Raw genomic sequence first — 15,987 nt, 5'->3', positions numbered from 1 at the left:
AAGTTAAGTTGGTGCTAAGATGACAACGCTTATAATTGCCGAGAAGCCCAACGTAGCGAGAAAAATTGCCTATGCATTGGCAGAAGGAAAACCTATCAAGAAAAGCTTGAATAAAGTCCCATATTATGAGCTAACGCGGGATGGGGAGAGGATAATAGTTGCTCCTGCTGTTGGCCACTTATTCACCCTCGCTCCAAAAGCTAAGACGTGGGGCTATCCAATCTTTGATATCCACTGGGTGCCAGTCTATGAGGCCGAAAAAGGCAAGAGCTATGCTAGAGACTACGTTAAAACTTTAGCTCAGCTGGCCAAGCAAGCGAGCGAGTTCGTTATAGCATGTGACTATGATACAGAGGGAGAAGTTATAGGTTATACAGCCTTAAAATACGCCTGCGGGATTGATCCTTCAAAAGCAAAGAGAATGAAGTTCTCTGCTTTGACTAAAAAAGACCTTTTAAAGGCTTGGTACAACCTTGAACCAACGATAAACTTTGGAATGGCTGATGCGGGAATAGCGAGACATGTTTTGGACTGGTACTGGGGAGTTAATTTGTCGAGGGCCTTAAGCTCCGCATTGAGAAGGGCGAGCGGAAAGTGGATGGTTCTTTCAACTGGAAGGGTTCAAGGCCCAACGCTTAAGTTTCTAGTTGAGAGGGAGAAAGAGATTGCAAACTTTAAGCCCACACCATATTGGGTTATTAAAATGCTCCTCGAAAAGAACGGGGAAAAACTGACTGCGAATTATGAAAAAGAGAAAATCTTTGATGAGAATGAGGCAAAACGAATAGTGGAAGAGGCCAAAAAAGGCCCAGCCTTTGTTGAGGCGATTGAAGTAAAGCAGCAGAAGAGGAATCCCCCTCATCCCTTCGATTTGGGAACGCTTCAAAGAGAAGCATACTCGGCATTTGGCTATTCACCTAAGAAAACGCTTGAAATCGCGCAGAAGCTGTATGAGCGCGGATTGACGAGCTATCCAAGAACCTCCTCCCAAAAGCTTCCAAAGAACTTAAACTTTAGAAACATACTCCAAAGCCTTGCGAAGCTTCCGGAGTACAAGCCCTTTGCTCATGAGCTTTTGGGAAAGGAGAGACTTAAACCCGTCGAGGGCAAAAAGGACGACCCTGCTCATCCAGCAATCTATCCGACGGGAGAACTTCCAAAACACGGGGAGCTCACCAAGGACGAGCAGAACATCTACGACCTCGTGGTGAGACGTTTTCTGGCCCTCTTCATGGAGCCCGCCCTCAGGGAGAGCATGAAGGTGGTGATAAACTCAAACAACCACCGCTTTATCCTGAGCGGAGCGAGGACGCTAAAGGAGGGCTGGCTCAAGGTTTATGGCAGGTATGTGAAGTTCGATGAAGTAATTTTACCCCCGTTTAAAGATGGCGAGCCGGTTAAAGTCCTCCAGATTAAGCGTGAGAAAAAGAAGACCAAGCCTCCAGCGCGCTATTCTCCAGCCAGCGTAATCAAGAAGATGGAAGATTTAGGTATTGGGACAAAAGCCACACGTGCCCAAATCTTGGAGACGCTCTACAACCGCGGGTATATCGAAGGGAAAAAAAAGATCAAGGTCACACCGCTGGGAATGAAAGTCGTTGAGGCCTTAGAAAATAGCGTGCCCAGCATAGTGAGTGTTGAGCTGACGAGGAGCTTTGAGGAAAAGATGGAAGAGATTATGGCACGCAGAATGGACAAGGATAGAGTAATTGAGGACGCAAAAGAGCAGCTGACCAAGATTTTAGCGGAGTTTAAAGCTAAGGAACTTGATATAGGGAGGGCACTTTTGGAAAAGCTCATTGGAGGAGAGACCAAAAAGAGTACTGCAAAGCGGAGCACGGGCAAAGAAAAGGAGATAAGCCCAGAAGAGCAGGATGAGATAAAGAAAGCCGTTGAGAGGGAAGAGAAGAGTAAAAAGCACCTTGTAGTTGGAAAGTGCCCTAAGTGCGGCGGCGACCTAGTAGTCCGCTACAACAGAAGGACAGGGAAGAGGTTTGTGGGCTGCTCCAGCTGGCCGGAGTGTAATGTAACTTATCCACTCCTTCAACGGGGCGAGATAATCCCGACGGGTAAAGTGTGTCCCGAATGTGGAAATGCACCTATAGTCAAGATTAAGGAAGGAAACCGCGAGTATGAGGTCTGCCTTAATATGAACTGCAACAGGAAGAGATGGCAAAGAGGAGCTAAATGAATATCCAGTCTTTTCTCTTTTTCCAAATTATCCAAACTACTAGGAAAAGCATGAAGAAGGTTTATGATGATATTCTAGCTCATCTTTTCATCAAGCATTTGAAGAACAAGCGACATGTTCATCACAAGTTTTATTTATCACTAAAGGATATTTAGTTCGAGAGGTGAAAATATGAGCTGGAAAAGGGGAGCTTATCCAGAGTTTGGCCTTGAAGATGTTGTGGCGGCGGTTTTTCTACTAAAAGATGCAAAAGGAAGAAAACAAATTTCTGAAGAGCTTAATCTAGGCGAGGGGAGTGTTAGGACACTTTTGAAGAAATTATCCCATCTCGAATTAATCGAATCAAAACAAAAAGGACATTACCTAAGTGAAAAAGGTCTAAAAAAGCTTAAAGAGATTAACTCCCTGTTCTCTGAGCCAAAAGAAATTGAAAAAATTGAAGGGATGCCTGCGTATGCTTTACTCATCCACAACCCGCCGGAATTCAAAAGCATTGATCTTAGAGACGAGGCAATAAGGTTCTTCGCAAAAGGAGCCATGATTTTGGTTTATGAGAAAGGGCAGATAATATTTCCAGAAGATGGTAGGCCTCTAAAGGACACCCTCCCGGAAATAGCGCAAGATTTAGAGAATTTAGAGCTAAAAGAAGGAGACTTAATAGTTATCACATGGGCACCTCAAAAAGCCCACGCACTGAAGAGTGCCATCCACGTCGCACTTTTCCTAAAGAAAGGAGAATTGCCGAGGGATATCCTAGAGGTGGTTGAATGAGCCGCTTAATTTTAGCGCTGGACGTGTATGAGAGGGAAGACGCTCTAAGAATAGCCGAAGAAGTTAGGGACTACCTTTGGGCGATAAAGGTTAATTGGCCTTTGATTTTAGGAAGCGGCATATCAATCATAAGTGAGCTTAAAGAGAGAACTGGACTCCCAATCATAGCCGATTTTAAGGTGGCAGACATACCAAATACAAACAGACTCATAGCCAAGAAAACCTTTGAAGCCGGTGCCGACTACCTAATTGCCCATGGCTTTGTGGGCAGAGACAGTATTAAGGCAATTCAAGAGGAAGGAGAAGTAATCATTGTGGTTGAGATGAGCCACCCGGGAGCAAAGGAGTTCATACAGCCCACAGTGGATAAGCTCATAGAGCTAGCTAACGAGATTAAGCCTTTTGGCATTATCGCTCCGGCAACAAGGCCCGAGAGAGTTAGATACATACGAGAAAAGGTAGATAAAGATATAAAAATCCTCACCCCAGGAGTTGGGGCACAAGGTGGAAGTGCGGTGGAAACTTTAAAAGCGGGTGCAGACTATATAATCGTCGGGAGAGCCATATATAAGAGCAAAAACCCTAGAGAGAGTGCAAAAAAGATCTGGGAGGAGATAGAGAATGGAGCTTAAAAGCAGGCGGTTCCTGAGCAAAAAAGATGTCAAAAATATAATAAGAGAGATGGGAGAAATTTTTGGAGAAGATGTCGCTCAAAGGCTTATAAAAAAGAAGGACAATGTTGAAATTGCGGAGATTGATAAGAAAACTCAAATAGTGCTGGTAAACGGAAAGGCTCGGTTCATAAAGAGGGAGGGGTTAATATTCCCTCTAGTGGCAGCGCTCTATGAGCTCTCCAATGAGGAGGATTTAAGGACTTGGAAGAGACGGGTAGTAGTTGATGCCGGAGCAGTTCCATTCGTTTTGGGCGGTGCTGATGTTATGGCGCCCGGAATAACCGATGCCGATGAGGAGATAAAAGAAGGAGACTTTGTTTTCGTTGTGGAAGAGGATTTTGGAAGGCCCCTAGCAATTGGGATTGCTCTAATGGACGGAAAAGAGATGGTAGAGAAGAAAAAAGGGAAGGCCGTTAAAAATATCCACCATGCTAAAGACAAGATTTGGGAGCTTACCGTTTGACCTTAAATTTTGGTGGTTCCAATGGGGGAGAACAAAAAAATCCGCGTTGTAGTGGGAGGTGTCTTCGACATCCTCCACGTTGGCCACATCCACTTTTTAACCCAAGCTAAAAAGCTTGGTGATGAGCTGATTGTTATAGTGGCACATGACGAGACTGTGAAGCGCAGGAAAGGAAGGATGCCAATAAACTCAATGCATGATAGGGCTGAGCTTTTGAGGGCTTTAAGGGTAGTGGATGATGTTGTTATAGGAGAGCCGGGCTACTTTAGCTTTGAGCTCGTAAAAAAGCTAGCCCCAGATGTAATAGCCCTTGGGCCGGATCAAGAGTTTGACGTTCTTAGGCTTAAAGAAGAGCTCAAAAAGCGCGGCATTAATGCTGAAATCGTTAGGATACCCTTCTCATATAAAAGCGATGTTGCGAAGACCAGCAAAATAATAAAAAGGATTGTAGAGTACTTCTGCGAGTAGATCTATTTTAGCACATATGATTTTATCGGCTTATTTTAGTGCTCTTATTCCAGCAGATGATATTTAAAGCGTGAGCTTTTCCAAATACTGCCTCAGCATCTCCTCGTCCTCTCTTTGGACGACGCTCATCAGTTCGCCAAACTTCCTCTCCCCAAGTGCCTTCTTCAAGTAATAGTAGAGGTTTACTGCGTCTTCAACGATAATGCTCTGCCTCCTTCCTTCATGGGCATAGAGCTCTATCAGTTTGAGGTTCATATCCTGACTCACAAATAGAGTCTTCTGCTTCTTGACTTTCTTTAGGTCTTTTCTCTTTTGATCCTTCTCGATTTTAGCTGGTTGAGTTAACTCATCAATTGAACCAGAAAAAAGCTTTGGGATTTTACCTTCTCTCGACAAGATTAATCACCTCATTGGCTAATTTTAAAAATGCTTTTGCAGCCCTCCCATCTCCATCAAACTCAAATATGCTTAATCCTTGAGACTGCGCCTTCTCTAATGCCACTGATTGAGGAATTGTCGTCAAAAGCGGAGCATTTGGATAAGTCTCTTTAAGCTCCTTTAAGCGCGTCTTTGGAACTTTAGTCTGCCTCGTAAACTTGTTTGGAACTATTCCTAAAAGGGAGAGCTGTTCATTCGTTTCCTCTTTTATCATCCTCATTAAGTTGAACATGAGCTGCATTCCAATAACTCCAAAATAGCTCAGCTCTAGAGGGATTAAAACGTAATCAGAAGTCGTTAGGGAATTTACCAAAAATATTCCCATACTTGGAGGATTGTCAATCAGCACATAGTCATAATCGGGCAATATTGGTTTTAGCGCTTTTTCCAGCCTCCGTTCTCGGTTGTAGGAGTTTATGATTTCAATCTCCTTTTGGGATAGGTTTAGATGAGAGGGTATCAAGTGGAGATTCTCCTTGACCTCAATTATGGTCTCTGTAACTTCACTCTCCTTGGTTAAAAGAGTCCCCACGTTGCTGTTTTCATATTTGAGGACATCCAAGCTAACTAAGCCAAAGGTTAAGTTGAACTGCGGATCCACATCGATCAAGAGAACTCTTTTTCCTCTATTCGCTAAAGCATGCCCAAGGTTTAATGTGAGCGTGGTCTTACCAACTCCCCCTTTCTGATTAGCTATGCTAACTACCACTGCCATTTTGTTCACCACGAAAATTAATAAAAAATAGCTCAAAGCTCTGGTATGTTATCTAATCTAAACTGACGCCTCCTCGGATACAGAGGCCTTTGATCCTCGCTGTAGAAGTCCCTGTTGAATTCAATATCCCTGTCTATATATGCATCTCTTGAAGAGTACTCCAAGTTGGGAGTTGGCTCTGGGATTATGCTGTTCTCTTCTTGAAGAGCCTCGGCACTTCCATAGATGTAAGGAGATCTAACGCCAGTCATTATGACCATAACCCTAACGTAGCCCTCAAGCTCATCATCTATTCTTGCTCCCCAAATTATTTCGCTCCTTGAGCCGAGCCTCTTGTTGACCTCTTCCATAGCTTTGTTTATCTCATCGAGCTTGACGTCGGGACCCATCGTGAAGTGAACCAAAGCGGCTTTTCCACCGTCGTACTCAACATCAAGCATTTTGTTGTTTAGAGCATCCAAAACTGCATCAACGGCTCTATTCTTGGAGTTAGACTCTCCAATGCCAATAAGGGCTGTTCCTCCTTTCTTCATAACCGTATAGACGTCTGCATAGTCAATGTTTACCATTGAATCTTGGTTTATGGTTTCACTCAATCCTTTAACCATTCTTGCTATAACTTCATCTGCAACTCTAAAGGCCTGAGTAATTGGCAAGTTTGGAACTAAGTCCAAAAGCTTGTTGTTGTCGACAACGATGACAGTGTCAGCGTACTTCATTAATTCTCTAACACCAGCTCTCGCCTTCTCAAGCTTAATTTGTCCCTCCATTTTGAATGGGAAGGTTACTACACCCACAACGAGAGGTTCTTGAAGCTTTCCACTGTTCTTGGCAACTTCCTTAGTAACTCTCGCCACCACCGGAGCGGCTCCGGTTCCAGTTCCTCCACCCATGCCTGCAGTTATAAAAACCAAATCCGCATCCTTAACAACATCAGCTATCTCCTGAGCACTCGCCTCAGCAGCCCTATAAGCCACCATCGGGCTTCCACCAGCACCTTTTCCATATGTGATGTTCGGTCCGAGAAGTATCTTCTTTTCAGCTTTCGTCCTTTGAAGCTGCTGAGAATCAGTATTCATAGCTATGAGCTCGGCACCGTTAACACCTATGTCATAAAGCCTAGTTATGGTGTTGTTTCCACTCCCTCCAACTCCAATTACTTTAATATTAACAGGACTTCGTGGATTACTCTTGCCATTCTCTTCATCATCAAATATATTAAGTCCAGCCTGTTCTAAAAGCTTAAATACCATCCCCTTTACCCCCCATATTTATTACTCTACAACATATTCAGGTCTCTCTTCTTCGATCTCTGTTTGATAGAGCTCTTTTTTGACCAGATCCCTAATTGCAGTTCTTATCGCCTCGCTTCTATTAGGATAAACACCCCTCCTCACAAGGGTATCAATGGCATTTATGAGGCTCTGCGGCAGTTGGACACTGATTATCTTCATCTTTCGTGGCATGCTGATATCACCATAGACAATTGCTAATACATAAATGTATATTATTTAGTTAAATACTTTTTTGTTCATATTAATATCCAGATAATATTAATTTTAAAAAATTTTTATTATTAAATGAAAATTATAAAAATTTTTTAACAGTACTCAAAATTGGGAAGTAAAAGGATTATAACCGTTAAAATTTAGTCTCTATAGGGGGATAGTGATGAAAGTAATTCAATGGAACAAAAATGAAATTGCCATTGAGAGAGTTGTAGTAAATGATATATCTGAAATACTCAGCAAACTTGAAGATAATATGCAAATAGCAAACGTGGCGTGCTGGGAACAGCTGGCATTTGCAACCATATTAGCACTAAAATCTGCCGAAAGAAAGACGAATAAAGCGAAAACAGTGAGGGGAGAGATTTTAATTAGATTGGTGGGAACTCTCCAAATTCATGAGGCTATAAGAAAAGCGGGTGTTAAGGAGGGAGAAAATTTCATAGTTGCATTTGGAGAAAATGCATCCAATCATCTGAGAGAATTTATACAAAAGAACAATCTAAAAACAGTGCCTATTGAGGATTGCAGCAAGGATAAGGCTAAAAGTTTAATGGAACTCTCAGCAATCGTGGATGTTTTGTGAGAGAAAGTTTAGCAAATTTTTTCTTAATAGTCTCTTTTTTATGAAGATTTTCCGTCGTAACATATTTAATTGTCAAAAAATATCTTCGATAGATTTATAAGAAAAAGCATTCACCCTTAAAATGCTCGAGGTGATGCTTATGCGCTATAAAAGCCGTAAATATTTCATAGCAGGGCGTATTAACCTAATACAGCGCTCAAAAATTAGGGAGCTCTTTGAAAGGGCTTCAAAGATGAAAAACGTGATTTCCCTCGGCATAGGAGAGCCTGATTTTGATACTCCACAAAATATTAAAGAGGCTGCAAAAAGGGCCTTAGACGAAGGATGGACACACTATACACCCAATGCGGGAATACCTGAATTTAGGGAAGCTATTGCTGAATACTACAAAAACACATATGGTATTGAAATTCCAATGGAAAAGGTTATAGTTACTGTGGGAGCTTATGAAGCTACATATCTTGCCTTTGAAACGCTTTTAGAAGATGGAGATGAGGTTATTATTCCCGATCCTGCATTCGTGTGTTACGTAGAGGATGCTAAAGTTGCAGAAGCAAAATCGATAAGATTGCCCCTTAAAGAGGAGAATGGATTTCAGCCCGATCCAGATGAACTTTTGGAGCTCATAACAAAAAGGACCAGAATGATAGTGGTAAACTATCCAAACAATCCCACAGGAGCAACGCTGGACGAAGAAACCGCTAAAGCAATAGCAGATATAGCTCAAGACTACAACATTTACATCCTGAGTGATGAGCCCTATGAGCACTTCCTCTATGAAAACGCTAAACACACTCCAATGCTCAAGTACGCCCCAGACAATACAGTTCTAGCAAACAGCTTTTCTAAGACCTTCGCAATGACTGGCTGGCGCTTAGGGTTCACAATTGCCCCAGAGCAAATTATTAGAGACATGATAAAGCTTCACGCTTATGTTATAGGGAACGTGGCATCATTCATCCAAATAGCGGGAGTCGCAGCTTTAAGGGAGAAGGAAAGCTGGGATGCAGTTAAGCAGATGAGAGACACATATGCAGAGAGGCGCAGAATAGTGCTCGACTACATCAAGGAGATGCCTTACATAAGCGCTTTTGAACCAAAAGGAGCATTCTACGTCTTTGCCAACATTAAAGAGACAGGCATGAAGAGCGAAGAGTTTGCGGAGTGGTTGTTAGAGAAGGCTGGAGTCGTTGTCATACCCGGCACTGCATTTGGAAAGAATGGAGAGGGTTACATAAGAATATCCTACGCAACCAAGAAAAACAAACTCATTGAAGCCCTTGAGAGAATGAAAACAGCTTTAGAAGAGCTTTGATTTTTTCTCATTTGTTTATTCACAGGTGGGGGAGACAATGAAAGAGATAATCTATGTCTTTGTGGCAATATTCCTAGCAGAGCTTGGAGATAAGACGCAGTTAGCCACTATGGCATTTGCTTCAAAGTACGGCTGGGCTAAAGCTTTTGTCGGAGCGATTTTTGGACTGGCTCTGGTGAATTTGATTGGGGCATTCATTGGGGATAAAATTGGCGATGCTCTCCCCATAGAGTTAATCCACAAAGGAGCAGGTATCTTGTTCATAATATTTGGCATACTAATGTTCTTTGGAAAGATCTAAGGTGAGGTGGAAATAATGAAGCGCTGGAAGTCTGTACTCCTTGACACCCTTGTCATGACTGCGGGTTTTGGAACTTTAAGCATGATGAGCGTCGCTAAGCCGGATATAATAGCTCACTTTGGAATAAGCGCTGAAGCTTACGACATGCAGCACATTGCCTATGTTTTTGGTCTCTTCGTGGCATTCCTCCTGGGCCACACAAAGCTCTATGAAGGCAGCTTCAAGAGAAGTGTTGCCATAGCATTGAGCTGGGCTGCAATACCTCAAGCATTAATCCCATACATGCCCAGCTGGCATGCGGTGGTGTTTTTAAGGTTCATCCAGGGTTTCGTCGTGACGCTCGTGCCGCTCTTCAGCACCCAAATAGCGAACTTCTTTGTAGCTGAGAGGCCCTTTGCAAAGGGTATAGTTCTCTCGGGAATCTTTTGGGGTGGTGTTTTTGGCTCAATGAGTGCTAAATATGCCGTCCAGGCTTTTGGGTGGAAGGGAGCGTTCTTGGTGACCGTTGCGATAATGTATGCTGTGCTCTTACTATGGTGGCTCTTTGTTGAGGATTTTGAGATAGTCCACAAGAAGGGTGGAGCTGCAAACGTCAACGTTTGGAAGATGAAGTTCACATGGGTACTCGGCTTTACCTTCTTCCCGGCCCTATGGGTTATCTTCACAATTATAGGCTTTTCCGCTTCACTCGGTTATCAGATGGGCTGGACTAAAGACCACGTAACTACACTCAGCACTTCCCTTAACATATCAAAAGCGCTCTGGAGCATAAGCATGGGTTATGCTGGTTACCTCCTCTCAAAGAAGAATCCAACTGCAAAAGGATTATTCAAGGCTATCGTGCAGGTGATGATAATATCCTACGCTATAGCCTTTGTAGGCCTTGCTCTCTACTCCAAAGCTATGCTTGATGGCAATTATTCACTTGCATTAGCCTCAGTTATTTTAATAGGTGCTCTTCAAGGAACTGGACCAGCATTCTGGACTTCAGCTCCAGCTACATATCCAAAGAGCATATTCCCAAGAGCGTCCTTCGCTTTGGGCCTAATCTCAAACTCAGCCAATGCCATAGCGCCATCAATCACGGAAATTTTGGCAAGACAGAGTGAGGCCCTAGCTTTGGCAGAGCTTGCATTCATGCCTATTTTGGGCATAATGACCTTAATAGCAGTGTCTAGAATGAAAATGCCCGTGGAGGAGCTTGGGGATGAGGCTTAAGCCTATCCTTCTAACATTTTTTATTTTAATGGGTCTCTATTTTTTGGGAATGGGTGTATTGAGCTTGGGAGATACTCCAACATCTGTGGGATTTGGAATAATCGGCCTAGTACACATTTTAATAGCCCTAGGAATATTCTTCGGGAAAGAGCTCTCACTTCAGGCCGGGACTTATATAACGCTTTTAGACCTTATATTCGGAATTATCTGGGTTATCGTGAGTTTTGAGCCCGCTTCAGCTAGCCTGACCTTTCTCGCGGCCATTACGTTGGTAATAATTACAAGTGACGAGGCAAGAAGGGAAATACTTTATTAGTCAATTTTGTATAACATTGCCTCGAACAAAACATTTATTAAGCCTTTTTCAGAGTGCCAATCGGTGATGCAAATGAATGTGTTTAACAGCACTTTAGAGTTATACGAGAAATTCAAGCCAACCCCCCTAGTTAGGCTTTCAATTGAAAGGGGGGATGTATTTTGCCAAACTAGAGTTCTTTAACCCGTTCAGCAGGAGCATTAAGGACAGAGCTGTTTTTAACATGCTTATGAACGCTAAGAGAAGGGGCGACATCAACGGGAACAACAGGCTTTTTGAGGCTACCTCAGGAAATGTCGGCATTTCCATGGCAGCGCTCTCCAACGTGATGGGGATTGATTTTAGGGCGTATTTACCCAAACCTACACCAAAGACCACGGAAGTTTTGCTTGGAGTTTTGGGTGCCGAGGTTGTTAGGACTGATTTTGAGACCATTGACCCCACAATGGTGAGCTATGTTGTGGAGGAGGCCAAAAAAGCAGGGGCAGTCAATTTAAACCAATTCGAAAACGACGACAACTTCGAGGCCCACTATAAGTACACAGCCAAAGAAATAGACGAGCAGCTTAAGAGCATTGGAAAAAGACCTACAGCGATAATAGCGGGAATAGGAACTTCAGGCCACATCGGAGGGCTGGCAAAGTATTTCAAAGAGCGCTACGATACGAAAGTCATAGGCGTTGTTCCAGCAGAGGGAGAGAGCATTCCTGGCATAAAGCGCTTAGAGACAAAACCAAAGTGGTTCTTCCAAGTAGAGATTGATGAGGTCATTGAAGTTACGAAGAGAGAGGCCATCGAGGGTGCAATTGAAGTTGCACGCAGGGACGGGCTGTTGATAGGGTTAAGCTCGGGAGCAGTGGTCAAGGCTTTCGAGAAAGTCATAGATAAGCTCGGGGAGGGAACTTATGTCCTAATCTTCCCGGACGATGGGTTTAAATACGTTGAGGCCTTTGAGGCTTATTTGAGGGGTGAGATGTGAAGCTTAGCATCTATTTGCTTTTCCTTCAAGCCTTCTTTTTGCTGTACTACTTTATCAAAGCGAGTGGAGTGAGCGCTTACACATACTTGGCTTTCGGCGTATTGAACTTCGTCCTTGCGTGGGGACTTATTAGAGGCGAGAGAAGAGCTGTTAAGGCTACGCTCATCTACAAAGGTATTGATCTGTTCTTCTCGATTTTAATGCTTATGGCCGGCTCTCTTGGAGCTGGAATAAGTGCATTGATTGACTTTGTGATAATCCACGATTTGGTGGGGCTTTTTGGGCAAGGGAAAGAAGAAGGAGAGGTTGTTGAAGAGTAGTTATCTCATTTAGTGCTTCATGAAAGCTCTATAACCACCCATATTGGCCTGTGGTCGGAGACCTCGACGTCGCAGAGGCAGCCGTAGTCCTTCACATTTGCCAGCCAGCCCTTCTTGAGCAGGATGTAGTCAATGTTCTCGATGTCGATGTTCCCCCAGTTGAAGGTGTAAGGCGGCCTTTGGGTGAAGGCATCGTAATAATCGCGCGTGAGTATCTCGATGGCCTTTTCATCGAGCTCGGCGTTGGTATCTCCGGCGATTATTTGGGTCGTTGGTTCCGCCTTGGCGAACTTGAGGAGCTCTTCTGCCTGCATTGCCCTTTCCTCAGGTGAGAGGCCCATGTGGACGTTGACAATAGTTAAGCCAAGCTCCTTGATAGTTACCTTCTGAGCTGGCCTCGCCTGGCCGACGCTCTTGAGGTTTAGCTCTTCCTCGGTCTTCATGTGCCAGCGGGAAAAGAGCGCCACACCATACGTCCCCTCCACGGCCGGCTTGTACTCGTAGGAGTAGCCGAGATAAGCTGAAACCATCAGAGGGACGTCCTGGTAGCCGTTTCCTATCATTCCTCCCACAACTTCCTGCATGGCTATCACGTCGGGGTTCTTCTCCTTTAGCAAGTGGGTTAGTTCATAACCATTGAAAGCTCCATCGTAGGGCCCAAAGCCCTGGTGGACGTTGTAGCTCCAGAGGAGTATCTCCCTTTTAGCCTCCACATAGCTCGGTCCCGCGTTGAAGATTGCCATGACAGCGATTGAGACCACCAAGAGAACAAGAAGGGGATATACAATCTCTTTGACGCTTGGAAGCTTAACTTTGACCTTCCTCTGCGCCGAGAGAGCGTAGACTATTGAAGCCCCTAAAATCAGCGCCTCAAGTCTGTCTTCCATGAAAGCTAGACCTATGTCCCTTCCTACGTATGCACCCAAAGCCAAAACCGCGGTGAGGACAAGGTAAACCGAACCCACCACACCAAAGCGGCTCCCCTTAGCACTCTCAAGGAGCGCTATTGAAGAGGCCAGCGCGAGTGGAAGGCCAAGCAAACTTATTGGGGGTATGAAGAGCGTCGCTGCACCAAGAACCAGCAGAAGAGATGCGATGCTGGGTTTCTTAGAGAGGTATGGGCCAATTAGGATGGCGAGGGCAATAACGAAGGAGTAGCCGATGAACTGAGGGAGGTAATATACCCTAATCCCCGAATACCTGAGGACGGCGTTTGGGTATATCAATCCCAGCTCGATTAAAGCCGCGAAGGCGTAGAGGCCGAAGCCAGGACTCTTGAGCTGACCCTCCTCCTTCCAGAGCGCGAAGGCTCCGAGGAGCACCAGAACCGCCAGAATGATCCTTGTGTGCGGGAAGTCTATGGGTTCGCCGCCAACGGCCAAAACTCTCAAACTTAAGTCGGCCACGAGGCCGATCGAGAGGTATTTAACGTCGAGCTCCTTGACGAGCGCCAGAGCGACGGGTAAAGCTATGGCCGCTATGAGGTGGAAGTATTCAGTCATGTCTGTGAAGAGCGAGGCTATTGCATAGGTGGCCATGACAATGGCTCCCGCCTTCCTGCTCGTCTTTCCCACGAGATAAGCGAAAAATACAAAGAGGACTATGCCAAGTGCCGAGGGGAACTTTACCCCATAAAAGAAGGTCTTTTCCAAGCTGGAATACGCTCCGGCCACGAAGATCCTCAACGTCGAAGCGAGCAGAATGCCTGTCCCAATTCCAAGGAGGAGTTTATCATTATAGCTAACCTTCATGCTACCACCTAAATATTGAGTTTGGTACTGAAAGAACTTAAAGTTTGCCGTGTTTAAAGGGACGGCGAGGAGAAAAAGGCAAACAGTAAAAAAGCCAGTGCATTCATTTATTAGGTCAATGACCAAGAAATCATCGTGTAATCTTCTGCACACCAATAGATACAAGTGTCGCTATTAGTAATGCCCCTAATAGTGCTTCTAGTGATGAGAGAGCTTTCATGATTCCAGTAGGATTTATGTCGCCATACCCGAGAGTTGTAAATGTAACGATGCTATAATATAATGAATTCAATAAGTCTTGGATTGGTTTACCTGTTGACGGTTTTTGGAGGGTTCCTATACAAATATTGCCATTTGAAATTACGTATCCTTGGATATTCAATCCACCAGTTAACCAACAATGTTCAGAATAATATCCACCAATCCAATACATTATTGAAAAGGCGATGATAATTATAACAGAGGTATAAATTACCTTTTTTGGGTTAGTTAAATACTCAGAAGGTAGATCCAAAAATAACCACTCCAAAAACGCGTGAAGGTTAGATTTTTCCCTCCTAAGAACTCTTTTGTATTTTACTAACATCTCATCGGCTTTGCTGTACAACCCAAGCCTTTCATAACTTATTTTTTGAATTCTTCTTGCTTCTGCTTCAGCTTTAGATAGTTTAAACCACTCACTTGGAATATCAATTTCAACTCCTTTATATACGTCACAATTAGAAAAATCCAAATCAGCATAAAACTTGTACTTCTCTTTGTCAGGCTTTCCAGTAAAGAGTGCAATTCTCTCAAAAGTGGTACCCTTGAAAATTACATTCCCCTTAAACACAGCATTATAAAAGGTAACTAACTTGCTAAATACGCAATCTAAAAAATTGCTTTCTTCTTCAAATATTGTTTCAATAAATTGTGCAGTTCCCTCAAAAGTGGATCCCTGAAAACTCACGAAATTCTTGAATGTGACTTCACTAAACTGAACATCTCCACCAAAAGTTATCCCTGAAAAAGTATTAACTTCTCCTTCAAAAGTAGCCCTATAAAAATTCGCGAGAGCATTGAACCTTGCTTTACGGAAACCAACAATGCTCTTAAATTCAGTTCTTTCGAAATATGCTTTTCTCAAGAATTTAGCTCGCTCAAAAATTGCCTGACCCTCAAAAACTGCTGGTTTGTTTGTTTCTGAGTCTTCTGAAAAGTATACCTGCTGGTTAAAGGTTGTATCCCTAAACGTAGCCATATTTCTAAATGTGGTGCCATAGAACTCAGCTATACCCTTAAATGTGGCAGAATCAAAAGAGGCATTGTCTAAAGTTGCTCCCGTGAACTTGGTGTGGCCTGTAAATTCCGCCGCCTGAAACTCTGCCTTTTTAAAATATGCTCCTCTGAACGATGCACCGTTTTTAAACTTTGCCCCTCTGAAGTTTGATATCCCATAAAACTGTGATGTTCCAAAGTCCACATATCCTTTGAATATTGCATCTTTGAAGATAACAGAATAAAATCTAGCGTCAAAAAAGGATACTTTGTTTAAAAACTGTGCATTAGAAAAATTAATACCAGAAAGCCTTGCCCTATAAAACTTGCAATCTTTTTTGAACAATGCATATTCAAACGAAAACTTTCCCTCCCACTTGTTTCCATCTTTATCAGTGTACTCTATCGGCCCATTCGGAATCTCCGGAAACACAAAACCCTGGCACTTTAGGTCGTCTTCAAAAACAAACCTCTTTTTCTTCCCTCCATCAACCCCAATCTCCTCAACCCTCGGCTTGAACCTCTCCAGAAACTTCCTGTAGAACTCCTTCGCATCTTTCTCATCCTTATTCGGCTTGTGAAAAATACAGTACTCATTGTTTCTTGTACCTTCATCACAATTTCCATAATGTTCTTCCAATTTGCACATACTACAACTTACGTTTTGAAAAAATAAAAGCTTTGTCCTTACATATAGCGGACAACATTTTTAACCC

18 protein-coding genes are annotated in these 15,987 nt (G+C 43.5%); 12 read left to right on the top strand and 6 right to left on the bottom strand.

All coding sequences use genetic code 11. The annotated features are described in order from the left end of the window. The first annotated feature begins 19 nt into the window (after positions 1 to 19). The 5 genes from topA (at position 20) to PAP_RS05895 (ending at position 4,567) form a co-directional block, all read left to right on the top strand. Positions 20 to 2,191 carry a DNA topoisomerase I gene (gene topA, locus PAP_RS05915; protein WP_048165136.1) on the top strand — a complete coding sequence of 724 codons (2,172 nt, stop codon included), beginning with the start codon at positions 20 to 22 and terminating at the stop codon, positions 2,189 to 2,191. A gap of 171 nt (positions 2,192 to 2,362) precedes the next feature. Continuing rightward, positions 2,363 to 2,962 carry a DUF4443 domain-containing protein gene (locus tag PAP_RS05910; protein WP_048165135.1) on the top strand — a complete coding sequence of 200 codons (600 nt, stop codon included), beginning with the start codon at positions 2,363 to 2,365 and terminating at the stop codon, positions 2,960 to 2,962. Continuing rightward, positions 2,959 to 3,594, top strand: a complete 636-nt coding sequence (pyrF, locus tag PAP_RS05905) for an orotidine-5'-phosphate decarboxylase (RefSeq protein WP_048165134.1) — start codon at positions 2,959 to 2,961, stop codon at positions 3,592 to 3,594. The genes PAP_RS05910 and pyrF overlap by 4 nt, the downstream gene beginning before the upstream one ends. Beyond that, positions 3,584 to 4,099 (top strand): RNA-binding protein, encoded by a 516-nt coding sequence (locus tag PAP_RS05900; RefSeq protein ID WP_048165133.1) that lies wholly within the window; start codon positions 3,584 to 3,586, stop codon positions 4,097 to 4,099. Before pyrF ends, PAP_RS05900 begins: the two co-directional genes overlap by 11 nt. Before the next feature lie 21 nt (positions 4,100 to 4,120). Next, positions 4,121 to 4,567: an adenylyltransferase/cytidyltransferase family protein gene (locus PAP_RS05895; RefSeq protein ID WP_048165132.1), complete on the top strand. Its 447-nt coding sequence runs from the start codon at positions 4,121 to 4,123 to the stop codon at positions 4,565 to 4,567. Between the two features lie 63 nt (positions 4,568 to 4,630). Here PAP_RS05895 and PAP_RS05890 read toward each other — a convergent pair whose 3' ends face one another. From PAP_RS05890 to PAP_RS05875, 4 genes are read right to left on the bottom strand one after another with little or no spacing between them, the layout of a single operon-like run. Beyond that, complete coding sequence (locus PAP_RS05890) at positions 4,631 to 4,963, bottom strand: hypothetical protein (RefSeq protein ID WP_048165131.1); 333 nt, start codon at positions 4,961 to 4,963, stop codon at positions 4,631 to 4,633. After that, positions 4,947 to 5,720 carry a ParA family protein gene (locus PAP_RS05885; RefSeq protein WP_048165130.1) on the bottom strand — a complete coding sequence of 258 codons (774 nt, stop codon included), beginning with the start codon at positions 5,718 to 5,720 and terminating at the stop codon, positions 4,947 to 4,949. Before PAP_RS05885 ends, PAP_RS05890 begins: the two co-directional genes overlap by 17 nt. A 32-nt stretch (positions 5,721 to 5,752) precedes the next feature. Continuing rightward, positions 5,753 to 6,973 carry a cell division protein FtsZ gene (ftsZ, locus tag PAP_RS05880; protein ID WP_052649090.1) on the bottom strand — a complete coding sequence of 407 codons (1,221 nt, stop codon included), beginning with the start codon at positions 6,971 to 6,973 and terminating at the stop codon, positions 5,753 to 5,755. Positions 6,974 to 6,994: 21 nt separating this feature from the next. After that, on the bottom strand, positions 6,995 to 7,186 hold the full coding sequence (locus PAP_RS05875; protein ID WP_048165129.1) for a ribbon-helix-helix domain-containing protein: 192 nt from the start codon (positions 7,184 to 7,186) through the stop codon (positions 6,995 to 6,997). Positions 7,187 to 7,391: 205 nt separating this feature from the next. On the opposite strand from PAP_RS05875, the gene cgi121 reads away from it, so the two are divergent. The 7 genes from cgi121 to PAP_RS05840 all read left to right on the top strand — a co-directional run bounded on the left by cgi121 (position 7,392) and on the right by PAP_RS05840 (position 12,263). Beyond that, positions 7,392 to 7,814 (top strand): KEOPS complex subunit Cgi121, encoded by a 423-nt coding sequence (gene cgi121, locus PAP_RS05870; RefSeq protein WP_048165128.1) that lies wholly within the window; start codon positions 7,392 to 7,394, stop codon positions 7,812 to 7,814. A 139-nt stretch (positions 7,815 to 7,953) separates the two neighbouring features. Further along, entirely contained in the window at positions 7,954 to 9,129 is a 1,176-nt protein-coding gene (locus PAP_RS05865; protein WP_048165127.1) for an aminotransferase class I/II-fold pyridoxal phosphate-dependent enzyme, read from the top strand. Between the two features lie 37 nt (positions 9,130 to 9,166). Beyond that, positions 9,167 to 9,430, top strand: coding sequence for a TMEM165/GDT1 family protein (locus PAP_RS05860; RefSeq protein ID WP_048165126.1), 264 nt, complete (start codon positions 9,167 to 9,169; stop codon positions 9,428 to 9,430). Positions 9,431 to 9,445: 15 nt separating this feature from the next. After that, positions 9,446 to 10,648, top strand: coding sequence for an MFS transporter (locus PAP_RS05855; protein WP_048165125.1), 1,203 nt, complete (start codon positions 9,446 to 9,448; stop codon positions 10,646 to 10,648). Further along, complete coding sequence (locus tag PAP_RS05850; protein WP_048165124.1) at positions 10,638 to 10,964, top strand: hypothetical protein; 327 nt, start codon at positions 10,638 to 10,640, stop codon at positions 10,962 to 10,964. The genes PAP_RS05855 and PAP_RS05850 overlap by 11 nt, the downstream gene beginning before the upstream one ends. Before the next feature lie 154 nt (positions 10,965 to 11,118). Then, positions 11,119 to 11,943: a cysteine synthase family protein gene (locus tag PAP_RS05845; RefSeq protein WP_048165123.1), complete on the top strand. Its 825-nt coding sequence runs from the start codon at positions 11,119 to 11,121 to the stop codon at positions 11,941 to 11,943. Then, a complete protein-coding gene (locus PAP_RS05840) occupies positions 11,940 to 12,263 on the top strand; it encodes a hypothetical protein (RefSeq protein ID WP_048165122.1) in 324 nt (107 codons plus the stop codon). Before PAP_RS05845 ends, PAP_RS05840 begins: the two co-directional genes overlap by 4 nt. A 17-nt stretch (positions 12,264 to 12,280) precedes the next feature. Here the strand turns inward: PAP_RS05840 and PAP_RS05835 are convergent, their stop codons facing one another. Both PAP_RS05835 and PAP_RS05830 read right to left on the bottom strand, forming a co-directional pair. Continuing rightward, a complete protein-coding gene (locus PAP_RS05835; RefSeq protein WP_048165121.1) occupies positions 12,281 to 14,014 on the bottom strand; it encodes an endonuclease/exonuclease/phosphatase family protein in 1,734 nt (577 codons plus the stop codon). 130 nt (positions 14,015 to 14,144) lie between these two features. Then, a complete protein-coding gene (locus PAP_RS05830; RefSeq protein WP_048165120.1) occupies positions 14,145 to 15,920 on the bottom strand; it encodes a pentapeptide repeat-containing protein in 1,776 nt (591 codons plus the stop codon). Positions 15,921 to 15,987 lie beyond the last annotated feature (67 nt).

This window comes from Palaeococcus pacificus DY20341 (assembly GCF_000725425.1).
Lineage (GTDB): Archaea > Methanobacteriota_B > Thermococci > Thermococcales > Thermococcaceae > Palaeococcus > Palaeococcus pacificus.
This window is presented reverse-complemented; position numbering and strand designations above follow the sequence as displayed.

Bases quoted from the DNA above. Each gene is read 5' to 3' on its own strand.
- PAP_RS05885 (WP_048165130.1), bottom strand. From the start codon at position 5,720: ATGGCAGTGGTAGTTAGCATAGCTAATCAGAAAGGGGGAGTTGGTAAG.
- PAP_RS05900 (WP_048165133.1), top strand. From the start codon at position 3,584: ATGGAGCTTAAAAGCAGGCGGTTCCTGAGCAAAAAAGATGTCAAAAAT.
- topA (WP_048165136.1), top strand. From the start codon at position 20: ATGACAACGCTTATAATTGCCGAGAAGCCCAACGTAGCGAGAAAAATT.
- PAP_RS05865 (WP_048165127.1), top strand. From the start codon at position 7,954: ATGCGCTATAAAAGCCGTAAATATTTCATAGCAGGGCGTATTAACCTA.
- PAP_RS05860 (WP_048165126.1), top strand. From the start codon at position 9,167: ATGAAAGAGATAATCTATGTCTTTGTGGCAATATTCCTAGCAGAGCTT.
- cgi121 (WP_048165128.1), top strand. From the start codon at position 7,392: ATGAAAGTAATTCAATGGAACAAAAATGAAATTGCCATTGAGAGAGTT.
- PAP_RS05835 (WP_048165121.1), bottom strand. From the start codon at position 14,014: ATGAAGGTTAGCTATAATGATAAACTCCTCCTTGGAATTGGGACAGGC.
- PAP_RS05845 (WP_048165123.1), top strand. From the start codon at position 11,119: ATGTATTTTGCCAAACTAGAGTTCTTTAACCCGTTCAGCAGGAGCATT.
- ftsZ (WP_052649090.1), bottom strand. From the start codon at position 6,973: ATGGTATTTAAGCTTTTAGAACAGGCTGGACTTAATATATTTGATGAT.
- PAP_RS05850 (WP_048165124.1), top strand. From the start codon at position 10,638: ATGAGGCTTAAGCCTATCCTTCTAACATTTTTTATTTTAATGGGTCTC.
- PAP_RS05855 (WP_048165125.1), top strand. From the start codon at position 9,446: ATGAAGCGCTGGAAGTCTGTACTCCTTGACACCCTTGTCATGACTGCG.
- PAP_RS05910 (WP_048165135.1), top strand. From the start codon at position 2,363: ATGAGCTGGAAAAGGGGAGCTTATCCAGAGTTTGGCCTTGAAGATGTT.
- PAP_RS05875 (WP_048165129.1), bottom strand. From the start codon at position 7,186: ATGCCACGAAAGATGAAGATAATCAGTGTCCAACTGCCGCAGAGCCTC.
- PAP_RS05830 (WP_048165120.1), bottom strand. From the start codon at position 15,920: ATGTGCAAATTGGAAGAACATTATGGAAATTGTGATGAAGGTACAAGA.
- PAP_RS05895 (WP_048165132.1), top strand. From the start codon at position 4,121: ATGGGGGAGAACAAAAAAATCCGCGTTGTAGTGGGAGGTGTCTTCGAC.
- pyrF (WP_048165134.1), top strand. From the start codon at position 2,959: ATGAGCCGCTTAATTTTAGCGCTGGACGTGTATGAGAGGGAAGACGCT.